A 15,486-nucleotide genomic window follows, 5' to 3' on the forward strand; every position below is an offset into this window, starting at 1 on the left:
TACGGTGACCGGTCTTGCCGCGCTGCCGTGAAATCACGCCTCGGCGGATTCCTCGGCCACCGCCTCCGGCTGCACCTGGTTGATCAGGGCAGGCCACGTGTTGATCGACAGCAGGTGGCAATAGACCAGCGGCAGCCAGCCGTTGGCGCGCCAGCGCAGAAACTCTTCATCCGGCAGCTTGTTGAACTTGGCTTCGTCGATGACCTTGAAGCCGGACATGGCCAGGCGCTGGCCGTCGGGCAGGGTGATGTCGGCGCGGTTCTCGATCAGCAGGTCGGCAGCGGCCAGCGCTTGCGCGAACTCCATCGTGTAGGCGTGCTGGTTCTGGTAGTCGCGGCAGAATTCCAGGGCGCTGCGGGCCAGGTCGGTGGGCTCGCCGGCATCGTCGAAGAACGGGTTGTCGCGGCCTTCCACCACGGACGCGGCCTTTTCATCCACGCACAGCGTGAACTGGCTGCGGTCTTCGTTCTCCATGAAGATGAACGGGTAGCGGCGCACGTAGGCCGGGATGTAGGTGCCGGCGCGCCATTGGCCGTCGGCGTCGACGAACAGGTTTTCCTGGCCGCGCACGCCCAGCACCGCGACGGGCGTGGGTTGATCACCATCGGTGAAGACGATGGGGAAGTGGCGGCACGCGGTGGGCAGCTCGGTAGCCACCAGCGGCACGGCGTTCGTGTTGGCGGCATAGGCAAAGCCCGTGTTGCCGGCCAGCGACAGGTTGGCGTGCACGCCGGCAGCCAGAGGACGGGGTTGTTCGTAGAACAGGGGAAGCGAAGTCTGCGTAGTCATGGTGTCGAATCAAAGAGTGCGGGATTGCGCGTCGTGGTCGCGACGCTCGTCGTCGGAAGACGGATTGCCTTCGGCGACAGGTTGTTGCGGGTTGCTGCCAGGGGCTTGCAGTACCGACGTGTTGCCGGCCGGTACGTTCAGCATGGCGTTGTCGCCGGAAGGCAGCAGCCAGTTAAAGCTCGCAGTAGCCACCTTCAGCACCTGCGGATCGGCGTATGCACCCAGCGCATCAGGGCCAAAACCATCAGACGGGACCGTACCACGGAACAAAGATTCGGCGGTAGGCGTGCTCGGGATGATCGGCTGCGGCGCGGTAATGGCGGCCAAGCGGTCGATGACGCCCGTCGGCCCCCACGTGACGCCGTTCAGGTAATACGGCGAACCCACCAGCGAGCTCTTGATGGAAGCGGCCGCCAAGGCGCCCGTCTTGCCGCCAATCGTGCCCCACACGTCGGCCGAACCGGCGGTGGGAACGATGAGCCCGGCCACGTCCAGCTTGTGGCTCAGGTTGGCGTCGTTCAGGCCGATGCGCAGCGCGCCCAGCGGGCCGGCGGCCAGCGTCAACGTCGTTTGCGGACCAGACAGGCCGACGGCGGTGATGTCGCCGTTGGTGCTGATGGTGGCGTTCGCGCCTTGCAGCGTGGCGGGGGCGCCCAGGTTGATGGGGCCTTGGGTCACCAGCAGTTGCGCGGGCAGCGTCAGGCCGGCGCCGCCGGTCTGGGTGAAGCCCGTCGCGGCCTTCACCGTGGAGCCGGCAGCGAACGTCGTCGTGCCGGCCGGATCGGTGTTGGTGACGCGGATCGCGCCGGTGTCGGCGGTGACATCCTTGCCGAACGACACGGTGCCGCCCGAGATGTCGATGCCGTCCGGGCCGGTTGCACGCACCGCGCCGTTGTAGCTGGCGGTCTTGGCTTCCAGCTGCTGCACGCGGTAGGCGCTGACGTCGCCGTTGAACACAATGGTGTCAACGGCGCGCAAGGTCAGCGAACCCAGGCCGGTGGCGTCGCCCGCCACCTGCACGTTCTTGCCGGCGTTGATGGACAGGTTGTTGCCATTGCCGCCGTCCAGCGTGCTGCCCAGCACAACGGAACCCGTGCTGCTGGTCAGTTCGCGGTCGCCCGTCAGCGTGACCGCGCCGGTGTAGACCTGGTCACCCGTGGTGACGACCTTGCCCGGACCCATCGTGGTCGTGCCTTGCACCGCCAGGCCGCGCAGCGGCGTGGTGGCGCCGATGTCGCCCTGGATGTCGGCGTTGCCGGCAATGATCAGGCCTTGTTGACCCGGCTCGGTGCCGTCCACGCCTGCCTTCAGTTGCACGTTGGTGCCGGTCAGCGTGGTGTCCACGCCAGACAGGATGACGTGCTGGCCATACAGCTGCGTGCCCGTCGTGTTGACCGAGCCGCCGTTGATCAGCAGGTCGCCGTTGCCGCTGGTTTGCAGCGAGGCGGTGCGGACCGGGCCGTTCAGCACGGTGTCGCCCGCGGCGTTGATCGTCACGTTACCCAAACGGGAATCCTGGCCAACCGGACCGGCGAAGGTGACGTCACCGTTGCCTGCCGAGACCGCCAGATCGTGCGTGCCGTCAACCGAGCCGTTAAAGCCGATGTCGCCGTCGCGGCTGGCCACCGTGACGTTGCCGCCCAGCGTAACCGCGCCGTTGTACGACTGGTCGCCCGTGGTGGCGATGCTGCCTTGGCCCAGCGTGGACGTGCCGTTGACCGTCAGGCTGGCCAGCGCGTCTTGCGCACCGAACGGGCCCTTCAACACGGCGTCGCCGTCAATCGTCAGGTCGTGCGCGCCGTCACCGCCGCCCAAGAGGCTGACGGTGCTGCCCTTCAACACGGTGTCGCCGCCCAGCACGGCCAGTTCGCCGTAGGACTGCGTGCCGGTCGTGTCGACCAAGCCGCCGTTGATGGCGATCGTGCCGCCAGCGTCGGACGTGATCGATGCCGCGTAGACGACGTCGTTCAGCGTGGTGGCGCCCTGGCTGGCAATGGTGATATCGCCCAGACGGCCGCCGGTGGCATCGCCAACGGTGCTCGTGAAGGTCACGTTGCCGGCGTTGGCGGCCAGTGACAGATCATGGTCGTCGCCTTGGCTGCTGACGACCTTGTCGTTGAACGTGATATTGCCGCCTTGCGTTGCCAACGCGACGTCGCCGTCCAGCGTCACTGCGCCGTTGTACGACTGCTCGCCCGTGGTGCGAATGCTGCCGTCCAGGCTGGCCGTGCCGTTCACCGTCAGGCTGGCCAGCGCATCTTGCGCCCCGAACGCGCCCTTCAGCACGGTCTCGCCGTCAATGGTCAGGCCGTGCTTGCCGTTGCCGCCGCCCAAGAGATTGACGGTGCTGCCCTTGAGCACGGTGTCTGCGCCCAGCGTCACTCGTTCACGGAAGGTCTGATCGCCCGTGGTATCGACCAGGCCGCCATTGATGGCCACCGTGCCCGGCGCGTCCGTCTGCACCGAGGCGGCGTACACCGCGCCGTTGAACGTGGTTGCGCCGGCGGTATTGACCGTCACGTCGCCCAGACGCTGTCCAGCGCTGCCCACGGCGTTCAAGCTGACGTCGCCGCCTGCCGTCGAGTCAATGACAACGTTGCGGGTGCTGATCAACGCGCCGTCAAACGTGACGTTGCCGGTGGTGGTGGACAGCGACTGGTCGCTGCCCAGCGTCACGGCGTTCTGGTAGTGCTGGTTGCCGGTGGTGGCGACGCTGCTTGTTGTCAGCGTGGCCGGGCCGGTCACGGTCAGGCTGGCCAGCTTGGCGTTGGCGCCGATGGCGCCCGCCAGCGAAGCCGCGCCGTCGATTTCCAGCGCGTGCGCGCCGTCTGCGCCATTGCTCAGCGTGATGGTGCTGCCGGTCAACGTCGTGTCGTCGCCCAGCACCACGCGGCCGGCGTAGTGCTGCGTGCCGGACGTGGTGACCTCGCCGCCGTTGATGGCGGTAACGCCCGAGCCCGCCTGGTTCAGCGAGGCGATATCGACCGCGCCGTCGTACGTGGTCGTGCCGGTGGTGGTGATGTTCAGGGCGTTGGCGCCCGACACGTTGCCCGTGAACGTGACCGCGCCGTTGCCGGTGGACACGTTGACACCGTTGCCCAGGATGGTGGCGCCGTCGACACCAAAGGCGCTGTTGCTCGTCGTGTAGATGCCACGCAGCGTCGTGTCGCCGTTGTACTGCTGCGCGCCGGTCGTGGTGACGCTTTGCAGGCCGATGTTGGCGCCGTCGATGGTCAGGCTGGCCAGGTTGATGGCGTTGCCGCCCAGCGCGACGTCGCCATCATTGGCGACGATGACGGCCTGCTGGTTGCCGCCATTGAGCGCGCCCGCGATGTTGACGCCGCCGTTCGCGCCATTCGCGGTCAGCGTGCGCTTGCCGCCCGTCAGCGTGGCGTTGCCCGTGATGTCGATGGCCGTGCCGGTCAGGTCGCCGTTCAGCGTGACATTGCCTTCGTAGGTCTGCGCGCCAGCGGTGTTGACGGCGGCCATGCCGATTTGCGCGCCGGTCACCGTCAGGTTGTTGACGTCGGTGTTGGCGATGGCGTGGTTGACGCCCACGTTGCCCGCCGACGAACCCAGCAGGACGTCGCCGTGATTGCCCGCGGCAAGCTTGACCGTGCTGATCAAGTCGCCCACGGCGGCGATCTGGATGTCGCCATCGGCCGTCGCGATGTTGCCCAGCGTCAAGGGGCCGGTCGCGTCCACGACGATGTCGCCTGCGCCCAGCACGTTGGCCTTGAGATAACGCGCCGACGTGGTGAAGGCGGCGTTGCCGTCGCCAATGCTGTTCAAGCTGGTCAGATCAAGGCTGTTGGTCGTCAGGTCCGTGCCTGCGCCCACCAGCGAACCTTCGGCGGCGGCGAGGATGACCGCGCCGTTCGTGGCGCCGGCATTGATGGTGCCGAACGCCAAGTCACCGTGCTGCGAGCTCAGGTTGATGGTGCGATTGTTGCCACTGGCCGAAGCCGACACATCCAGCGTGCCGGTCGCGTTGGCGGTGATGTTGCCGTTGGCGGTGGACAGCGTGGCATTCAATGCGCCGGTGTTGTTCAGCGTCAGGTCCGCCGGCGCGCTGGCGCCGGTCAGGCTGACGGTGGCGTTCGCCACTTCCGTCGTCAATGCCGTGTTGCCGCCTGCCGCGCCGCTCGTGAAGTTCAGCGTGCCGCCCCGGACGGTGATGTCGCGCGGCGTGACGCCGGCTGCGACGACGTCACGCGTGCCAGTCAGGGTGACGGTGTCATTGGCTTGCACGCCCGTGCTGGCGACCGTCAGCGTGCCGGACGAAGCAAGCAGCACGTTGTCGGCGGTGTTCGACAAGCCGGAACTGGCGTTCAGGTCGCCCGACGAGCGGATGTACACCGAGCTGTTGTCGCCCGTCTGGGTGACGTCGCCGTTGAGCGTCAAGGCGCGCGTGCCCACGTTGTTCAGGACGATGACCGCGCCATCGGCGCCGGTGGTCAGGTCGCCCAGCGATGCGACGTTGGTGCGCAGCGCGATACCGCCCGTGCCGTTGGCCAGGTTGGTGGCCGAGCCGATGCTGCCGCCGGCCGTGGCCGTCAGGCTGTTGCCGAAGATCAGGTTGCCCGACAGCGCGCCCAGGATGGAGCCGGCCGCCTTCAAATTGACGTCGCCCAGCTGCAAGGCGTCAATCGTGTTGATCGACAGGTCGCCATTGGACGTGGCGATCGAGATGTCGTTGGCCGCCGAGTTCGTCTTGGTGACGGCGCTGTTGACCAGCGTGGGGCCGGCGGTGGTGATGCCGATGGCGCCGTTCTGCGTGATGACCGACATCAGCGTCGTGCCGGCCGCGCGGTTGTCGTCCAGGTAGATCGAGCCGTTGCCGGTGACTTCGGCCGTGATCTGGCCAGCGGTGGTCTGCACGTTGTCCGGCGAGCCTTCGGCGCCGCCGATGCCCGCGGCGGCCTTCAGCGTGACCGAATTGCCGATGATGCGCGTGGACTGCTCGCGATCGTCGACGATGGTGCTGCCTGCCTTGCTGTAGTCGATGTTGACCGAACCCGTGCCTGCGTCGATGTTGCCCGCGACCAGCTGGCTGTTCGTGCCATTGCCCACGATCTTGATCGCGCCATTGCCGTTGGCGGCGATGGCGTTGGCGATTTGCAGGTTGCCGGCTGCGGCGATGTCGATGATGTTGCCCGACAGGTACGAGTAGACGGAATTGTTGTCCGCCGCCAGGTACATCGCGCCGTTGGTCGTGGCTTCAACGCGCTGGCCGGTTGCGTTGATGCGGCCCAGCGTGCTGTTGGAGCCGATGCCCGTGCGCCCGTTCAGCGTCACACCGTATGCCTTGATGGTGGCGCCCGCCGCATCCGCCAGGATGGAGCCGTTTTCCGCGTTCAGCGTGATCTGGCCCTGCGTGGCGCCGGCCTGCACGTTCTTGACGGTGATGTTGCCTGCGGTCGTGTTCACCGAAATGCCGTTGCCCGCCGCATCGGTGGCCGACGTCATGCTGGTCAGCACCAGGTTGCCCGCCGACGTGACACGTGTTTGACCATTGGCGACGGACGTCGTCAGGCCGCCCGTGAGGCTTGTCGTGCTGTTCAGGAACAGTGAACCCGTGCCGGTCACGGTGGCCGATACCGGGTTGAGCGGGGCCGCAATCTTGATCGCCGCGTCGTTCGTGCCGATGCCGTTCTTCGCCGTCAGCGTGATGGCGCCCGTGCCAGAACCCGAGATGGCGCCGCCGCCGTCCAGGATGCTGCCGTTTTGGGCGTTCAAGGTCAGCGTCTTGTTGGTGCCGTAGCTGACCGTGCCGACCAGGATGTCGCCCGTGGTCGTCGTCACCGACAAGTCTTCGCCTGCGCGCAGGTTGCCCAGGTTGATCGAGCCGGTCTGGCTCAGCCAGATGCCGCCCGAGGCGGTTGCCGAGATGTTGTTGACCTGCGTGTTCAGCGCGCGGCCGGCCGAGCCGATCGAGTTGGTGGTGTTGCCCGACGCGGTGGACAGCGTCAGGTCGCCCGCCGTGATCTTAGACGAGCCGGTCATGCCCTGGATGGAGCCGCCCGTGTAGTAGTACGGATTGGTCGACAGGTTGACCGAACCGTTGGACGTCACGTTGATATCGTTCAGGGTGATCGAGCCGATCGCCAGGTACGTGAAGTTCAGGCCGGTGGTGTCGCGAACGATGGTCAGCGCGGTGTTGTTGCTGGTATCGGCGCCGCTGAACGTCAGGTTCTGGGCGTCGATGGTCAGGAAACCCGTGCTGCCATTCTGGTTGCCCGTGGCGTTGTTCCGGTTGATGGTCAGATCGGTCAGGTCGGCCAGGTTGTCGACGTAGATGTTGCCCGGGGTGTTCAGCGTCAGCGACGGCGTGTCCAGATGGATGCGGTTCGAGTTGTTCGTGCCGATGCTGCGTGCCGAGCCATAGTCGGCCGTCAGCGTGACGCTGTTGCCGGTGATGCGGTTGTTGTTGTCCACCCCGACAATGTTGCCCTGGCCGGACTTCAGCGCCACCGCGCCATCGGTGGTGCTGATGGTGCCCACCAGCAGATCGCGGCCGCTGCCGGCGGTGTCGGCCGTCAGCGTGATGTTGCCGTCGGCGGTGACCGACGTGGCGCGCAGCCCGTAGGTTTCGGTCAACGTGATGCTGCCGTCCGCCGTGGCCGTCTTGCGGGCGCTCAACGTGACGGTCGTCGTAAGGCCGTTGATGTTGGTGGTGCGGATGGCGCTCTTGTTGCCGATCGAGCCGTTGGCCGTCAGGTCGACGGTGGTGGCGTTGCTGATCGTGCCGCTCAGGATGGAGCCGCCGGTGTTGTTGACCGAGAACGCGTTGCCGTTGGTGTTGACGGTGCCAAGCTCGATGTCGCCCACGGTGTTGCTGACCGAGCTTGCGCCCGTCGTCGTCAAGCTCGGCAGGCTGGTGTTGCCTTCTACCGTGATGAACGCGCCGCCGTTGGCGGTGCGGCCGGTCAGCGTGCTGACGCGGGTGTCGATGGCGTTGCCGGCGCCCGCAGCGCCAATCGCGTTGTTGGCGTTGAGCGTCAGCGATGCGGCGTCGATCTTGGTGTTGGCGTCGCCGTCACCCAGCAGCGAGCCGTTGCGGGAAGTCAGCGCAACGTTGTCATAGCCGACGTTGATCGTGCCAACGGTGATGGTGCGATCGCTGGTGACGGACAGGTTCAGGCCGCCCGCGTCCGTGATGTTGCCCAGCACCAGGCCGGCCGCGTCGCCGCTGCCGCCGTCGGTGGCGGTAAAGCCGATGTAGCCGCCGTCGCGCGTCGGCGAGTTGATGCTGTAGGTGCGCGCGGCGTTGCCCATCGCGTACAGCGACAACGAATCGATGTGCGTGTCGGAATCGATGTAGACGTCGCCGGTGTTCTGAAGGCTGACAATCGGCGCGGACAAATTGATTTCGCGGCCTGCGGCGCCGATGCCGCCCGTGCCTTGGGCGGTCAGCGTGACCTGGCCCCCGGTGATGCGCTGGCTGTCGTCGGCGCTGCCCAGGATGCTGCTGTTGCTGGACAGGCGGACGGTGCCGGTGGACGTCGTGTCGATGATGCCGATGTCCTGGCCCACGCTGCTGGACAGCGACAGGTTCAGGCCGGTGTTGTCACGGACTTCGTTGACTTGCAGGCGGCCGTTGTGTTCGACGTCGAACACCAGTTGGTCCGACGTGATGTCGTAGGTGGACGGCGCCGAACCCGTGGCGTACAGCGACAGGCTGGCCAGGTCGCGGTCGTTGTTCACGTAGACGTGGCTGCCGCCCGTCAGGTAGAGCTCGGTGGTGGTCGTCTGGATCTTGTCGGACGAACCCAAGCCGATCTGGCCGGTGGCGAACAGCGACACCGAATCGCCCGTGACGTGCGACGCCGGCGACAGGTTGACGATGTTGCTGCCCGCGCCCGTGGCGGCCAGACTGACGGTGTGGGCCGGGCCTGTGTCGATGTTGCCCAGGTTCAGCGTGCGGTCGCCCGAGAACGAGAAGTTCAGGCCGGTGGTGTCGCGCACGTCAAACAGGTTGTAGCCGCCGGTATCGGTGACGTTGAACGTCAAGCCTTGCGCGGCAACCTGGACGACGTTGTCCACCGCCGGGTTGGCGTGGTTGGCCGTGACGTTCAGGCTGAACAGGTTCGACGCGTTGTTCAGGTACAGATCGCGGCCGGTCTGCGTGACCAGCTGGCGCGTATCGGTTTGCACCGCATTGCCCGCGGCGCCGATGGATTGCGTGGCGGTCAGCGTCAGCGCGGGAGCGACGAAGCGGCCCCCAGCGCCTTGCAAGATCGACCCGTTGGTGACGTTCACCTGTGCGGAGCTGGCGGCGCTGTTGTTCAGCAGCGTCAGGCTCTTGTTGTTCGACACCCACAGGCTGCCGCGCACGTTCGAAGACAGCGTGTCGACGCTGACATACAACGGTTGGACCGTGTTGTACGTACCCGAGACCGAGCCCGTATTCAACGTCAGATCGCCCGTGGTGATGTTGGGGTTGCTGGCGCTGGAGCTGTTGCCGTAGATGTTGCCGTTGCTGGCCAGCGTGACCGAGCCGCCCGCTCCGGTGTTGACGTTGCTGACGGTCAGCGTGCGGTCCGACGACAGGGACAGCGCCAGGCCGTTGGACGCGATGTTGTTGACCGTCATGCCATTGACGCTGTTCGAATCGCCAAGCGAGAACGTCAGGCCGGTGGCCGAGATCGCGTACGTATTGGTCTGCGCGCCGGTGGTATTGCTGTGGTTTGCCGTCAGCGACAGCGACGCCAGCTGCTTGGCGTTGGAGACGCTGACGTTGCCCGCCGACGCGATGGACAGGTTGTTGGTGTTGGTGGACCCCGACACGCTGCCGTTCGCGCCCAGTGCGTTCAGGCTGACGGAGTCGCCCGTGATCTGGCCGGAATTGCGCGAGATAGTGGGGTTGAGCAAACTGTTCGCGTAGCGCGAGGTCAGCGTCACCGAACCCGTGGCGCCCGTATTGATGTTGCCGGTCGCAATGGCCGAATCGGCGCTGATGGCCAGCGACGTGCCGGGCATGTTTGCCGCAATCAACAGGGTAGTGCCACCGGAGATCGACAGCGATTGGGTGCCCAGCCCGGCGAAGGAATAGGCGTTGGTATCGGCAATCGTGTCGTTGTAGGCGTCACGGCGCGTCAGGTTCAGGTCGATGCTGCTGACCTCCCGACCGCCGTTGTTTAGGGTGATGTCTCCGTTGTTGGCGATCACCAGATTGTTGGCCATGGTGCGCAGGGCGCGGCCGGTGCTGCCGATGGCGCCCGTGTTCGCATCGCGCGCGGTGTAGCTGTCGCTGCCGGTTGCCGACAGCTTGACCGTGCCGGCCGTAATGCGCCCGTTGCCGGCATCGCTGGTGATGCTGGAATAGACGCCGCCGTTGGCCGTCGTCAGGCTTACCAGGTCGCTGGCGGTGATGGCGCCTACCTGAATGTTCTTGCGGCTGGTGAAGCTGAAGTCCGTCAGCCCGCCCGTGATCTGCTCCAGGTACTGCGTGGTGCCGTCATCGCTGATCTTGATGGTCTGGCCCGCACCGCCGCCCACGGCGATGGTGCTGGTGGCGCCCGCGCCGCGCAGGCTGTTGATGGCCAGGCTGCGCAGCACGGTGTCGCTGGCGACATAGAAGCTGTTGCCCGCAGTCAGGCTCAGCGCCGACGTGCCGTTCAACGCCAGCGTGCCGCCCGTGGCCGACGAGCCGATCGAGCCATTCGAGCCCGCCGTCAGCGCGACGGTGCCGGCGCGAATGGCGCCGGGGTTGGCCAGATCGTCGTTCGTGATGTTGCCGCCCGCAGCCAGACTGACCTTGCCGCCCGCGCCGGCGTCAATGTTGCCCACCAGCAGGTTCTTGCTGTTGGCCGTAAAGCCGAAGTCCAGATTGGTGGCGCTGGCGATGTCCTTCAGGTGGATGCCGTTGGCGTCATCCGTCAGCGTGAAGGCCGCCAGGTTGGGCGCGGTGATGGCATAGGAGCCGTAACCCGAACCGTTGCGCGTCACGGCCAGGCGGGTCAGACCCGTCAGGTTGTCAACGGTAATGTCGCCGCCGCTGGTCAGGCTGACGTCCGGGGCCTGCAAGGTCAGCGCCGCGCCCGCTGCGCCCAGTTGGCCGCCCGCCGACAAGGCAATGCTGCTGGCCTGGATCTTCGTGGCGGCGTCGCCGTCATCCAGGATGGAACCCGAGGCGTTGGCCAGCGACGCGAGGCCGTTGGCCTGCACGCTGCCCACGGTGGTCGTGCCGCCCGCCGACTGGGTGTAGCCGAGCTGGCCGCCTGCCGTCAGCGTGACCAGCTTGACGTCGCTGGTGGTGCCGTTCAGGTAGAGGTCGCCGCCCGCATTGGCCACCACGTTGACTTGGCCCGCGCCGCCCACGCCCACGTAGCGCAGGGCGCCCGCGTAGGTGCCGCCAATGGCCCCCGAAGCGGTCAGCAAGATGTCGCCGCCACCGGCGTACACGTTGCCCGAGCCATTGCCCAGGATGGAGCCGTTGGCCGCGTTCAGCGTAACGTCGTCATTCCAGCTGCGAACCGCGCCGGACACCACCAGGTCGCCCTGGCGCGCGTCGATCTGCACCGCGTCGGTTGCCGTGATGGTGTTCAGCGTGATGATGCCAGTGGTGTTGCCGGAGCCGGTGGGCTTGAGCAATTGGGCGTAGAAGCCGCCATTGCTGGCCGAGCCGGACAGGTTGCTGGTCAGGATGTCCAGATAGCCCGTGCCGGCGGCGCCGATGGCGCGGCCAGCGGTCAGGTTCACCGAGTTGGCCAGCAACAGCGTGTTCTTGTTGCCGTCGTCGCTGATCGCGCCCGTGGTGTTCAGCGTGATGGAACCGCTGTAACCCGCATCGATGCTGCCGACGGTGACGTCGCGGTCGCTGACGAAGCTGAAGTTCACCGAGTTGCTGTCGCGCACCTCGTGAATGGTGTGGCCGCTGACATCGTCGGTGATGTTGAACAGCAGCGACGGGGCGCGCACGTCCAGCACGTAGTGGTCGTCTTCGCCCTTGTGGCGAGCGGTTACCGTCAGCGAAGAAAGGTCGGCGATGTTGGTCGCGTAGAGATTGCCGCGCGTGCTCAGCGACAGGAACGGGGCGTTGACCGCGACGAAGTTGCCGCTCGTGCCGATGTCCTGGTTGGCGGAAAGGGTGACCGAGCTGGCGGTGACGCGCGTCTCGGCGTTGCCGTCGTCCAGGATGCTGCCTTGCGTGGACGTCAGCGAAATCCCGTTGCTGGCGCGGATGTTGCCCAGCTTCAGGCTTTGATCGCCGTTGAAGATGAACTGGCTCAGCAGCGAGCTATAGACCTGCTTCAATTCGTACGCGTTGCCCAGGTCGTCATTGACGTCGAAAGCAAGGAAGGGCGCCGAAACCAGCAAGGTGTTTTTGCGGGCGGGGTCGGCGTGCCAGTTGCTGACCGACAGGTACGTCAGCGTCTTGTCGGGGTTGTCGACATAGATATCGCCGCCGCTTGCCAGCGTCAGGCTGGTGGTGGAGGTCTTGAGGTGATCGCTGGCCGTGCCGATGTGTTGCAGGGCTTGCAGGTTGATGCTGTTGCCCGCCAGCGCGCTGTTCGCATTGGCGCGCAGGATGTTGCCGCCCTGGGCATTGAGCCAGAGCGTGCCGGTGCCGGCATCGAGATTGTTGGCCGTCAGGTCCGCGACGCCGGTGACGGAAATGCCGTTGAACGCTTTCAGGTCGTCCAGCAGCACGGAGCCCTGGGCCTGGTTGATGTAGATGCCGCCGCCCGTGGCATGCAGTTCACCCGCCGCCGTGCGCAGGAAGGTGCCGGTGGTGCCCACGGTGTAGGCGCTGCTGGCCGCGGGGGCCAGCAGGGTGACGACGTTGCCGGTGATGAGCGATGCCGACGAGCCCGTGATGCTGCCCGCGCGCGCGGTGAGCGTGACGTTGCCCGAACCTGCGTTGACCTGGCCGGCGAAGATGCTGTTGCCGGTCAAGTTGACGGCGCCGCCAGACGAGCTGACGTTGTTGGCCGACACGCTGCCCGCGCCCGTGATCACGATGGCGGCGTTGTTCGCCTGCGCCTGCGTGATGGTCAGGCTGTTGCTGGTGCTGTCCAGGTAAACGCCCGTGCCAGACGTGGCGGCGACGACGTTCGCGTTGGTCTTCAGGCTGCGGTTCGCAGCGCCGATGATGCCATTCTGCGCCGACAGGGTCAGCATGCTGGTGGCGATTGACGTGGTGTCGTCGCCATCGTCCACGATGTTGCCGGCGGTGGACGTCAGCACGGTCGTGCCGGCCTTGATGGCGCCCACCGTCAGATGGCCATCAGTCCACACGGACAGCGCGCCCGTGGTGTCGATGGAACGCAGGGCCAGGTTGCCTGCGTTGTTCACATACACGCCGCCCGTGCCGCTGGCCGCCGTGAGCGCGGCCGTCTGCGTGTTCAACGCCAGCGCAGAGGAGCCGATGGCGCCATTGCCGCCGGTGCTGCCTGCCGCCTTCAACGCGATGGTGCTGGCGCCGATGGTGCTCAGGCTGTTGCGGGCCAGGATGTCTCCGGCCGATGACGTCAGCGACAGCGCGCCCGTGCCCAGCGCGATGTTGCCCACGTTGATCGTGCGGTCGCCGGTGAACGAGAAGTTCAGGCCCGCCTGGTCAACCGTGTTCAGCTGGTAGCTGCCGCTATCCGCCAGTGCGAACGTCAAGCCGTTGGACGACAGCGCGTACGAATTGTTGACGCCGGGTTGCGCGTGGCGGCTGGTGATGTCCAGCGTGCTCAGCACCGAGCGGTTGGCCACGGCCAGGTTGCCGCCCGTGGCGAGCGCCAGCTTGGTGGTGTCGGTGTTGATGGCGTTGCCGATCTCGCCGATGCTGCCGCCGCTGGCGTCCAGCGTGACGGTGTTGCCCGTCACCACCTGGTTTGCGCCGCCCGTGTTGCGGATGGTGCCCGCGCTGGTGCGCACCAGCGCCGCGCCGGTGCCAGCGTCAATGACGTTGGCCAGGTTGATGTCGCCGGTGGCGTTCAACGTGATGGCGCCGCCGCGGCTGTTCAGCTTGCCGATGTTGTCCAGCGTGCTGCCCACGCCCAGCGCTTCCAGCGTGATGGCGCCGCCCTGGGTGCTGATTTCGGTATTCGAATTCTCGAAGCGGATGCCGCCCGTTTGCGTCGAACGCAGCGTGAAGCTGTTGCCCGAGGTCGTCTTCAGATTGATCGCGGCCATGTCCGCAATCGTGATCTGGCCGGTGGCTTCCAGCTTGATGTTCGTGGTGCCGGCCAGGCTTTCCAACAGGCCGCGCGACACGGTGTTGTTGGCGGCGTTGGCGTCGCCGCCGTTGACGGTACCGTCGCCGGCGTTGCCGTCCAGCGCGCCCGAGCCGCTGCCGGAATCAACGATGCGCAGGTCGGTCGGGTCGATCAGCAACAGGCCCGTCTTGCCCTTGGGCGCGCGCATGTCGACCGAACCGGTCAGGCCGATGTTCTTCTTGCTGGAGACTTCGGCGAAACCGCCATCGCCGCCTTGTTCACCGCCGCGCGCCGACAGGCTGCCGGCAAACGCCGTGGCGTCGTTGGACCACATCGTGACGCTGCCGCCGTTGCCCTTGACAAGCGCATCGGCCTTGAGCGTCGCGCCCGCGGCCACCTTGACGGTGGCGGACTTGTTGCTGAACGCGGCCGAGCCGTCGTCCGGCGCAACGCCCAGGCTGCCCAGTGCAATTTCGCCGCCGCCCGCGGCGCCCGAGACGTCGATGGCCGCGCTGCGCGTCACGTCGACGTGTTCGCCGGTGACGACGACCTTGCCCCCTTGCTGGCCAGCGCCTGCGCCCGTGGCGTCAACCGTGCCGGCGATCTTGACGGTGCCGGCGTCGCCGCCAGACAGCACGATCTTGCCGTTTTGCGTGCCAACCGACTTCGCGCTGATGATGCCGTCAGTGTTGACGACGTTGTCGATCACGCCTTTGACGGCGCGCGCCGTCATCAGCACCGTGCCGCCATCGGCGCGGATGACGCCGGTATTGGTGACCAGCGCCGAGACCGGCTTGCCGCTGGCGTCCTTGGGCAGTTCGCCGACGGTGGAGGTGGCGTCAAAGCTGAGCAGCCCGTCGCCCTGGAAGTCGACCGTGACGGTCTTCGCGCCCGCCAGCGCCACGCGGCCCAGCTTCGCTTCGATCACACCCGAGTTGCGCACCGACGGCGCAACCAGCGCGGCCAGGCCGCTGTCCTTGATGCTGATCGTGCCTTCGTTCACGATCATGGCGTTCGCTTTGGACGAGGCCTGATTGAACTTGTAATTGCCGGCCAGGAAATCCTTGTCGCTGATGTTCGCCGTGGTGGCGACCAGGCCCCCCACGTCGATGCGCGCACCCTTGCCGAACACCACGCCGTTCGGGTTGACCAGCATCACCGTGCCGTTGGCGTTCAGCTTGCCGAAGATCGCCGAGGGGTCATTGCCCACCACGCGGTTCAGCGTGACGCTCTTGCCGCCGGGCTGGCGGAAGTTGACCGTCTCGTTGGCGCCGATGCTGAAGTCTTTCCAGTTGATGATGGCTTTGCCGGTGGACTGGTTGATGTCCAGCGTGCCGTTGCCGCGATCAATGATGGTGGCGGCGCCGCCCACGACGTTGCCGCCCGTGGGGTTGGCGTGCGCGCCGCCTGTGGCGAGCGAGCCGATCACCATGGCCAGCGTGCTGAGCGCGGGCAGGGCGGTGTCTTTCTTCAGGCGCGAACGGCGAGCGGAGGGGGCGAGGCTGCGGGAATTGCGATTCATGGTCGGTCTCTTGTCGTTCGCTGC

General features: G+C 66.5%; 2 protein-coding genes. Both read right to left on the reverse strand.

Translation table 11 applies throughout. The annotated features are described in order from the left end of the window. Positions 1-33: 33 nt before the first annotated feature. A complete protein-coding gene (locus ACFZAI_RS04315) occupies positions 34-789 on the reverse strand; it encodes a SapC family protein (protein WP_391565742.1) in 756 nt (251 codons plus the stop codon). Between the two features lie 9 nt (positions 790-798). Beyond that, the gene (locus ACFZAI_RS04320) at positions 799-15,462 is read right to left on the reverse strand and encodes a filamentous hemagglutinin N-terminal domain-containing protein (RefSeq protein ID WP_391565743.1); all 14,664 of its coding nucleotides are present in this window, start codon (positions 15,460-15,462) and stop codon (positions 799-801) included. Between the last annotated feature and the right edge of the window lie 24 nt (positions 15,463-15,486).

Source organism: Achromobacter sp. NPDC008082 (genome assembly GCF_042957345.1).
Lineage (GTDB): Bacteria > Pseudomonadota > Gammaproteobacteria > Burkholderiales > Burkholderiaceae_B > Achromobacter > Achromobacter kerstersii_A.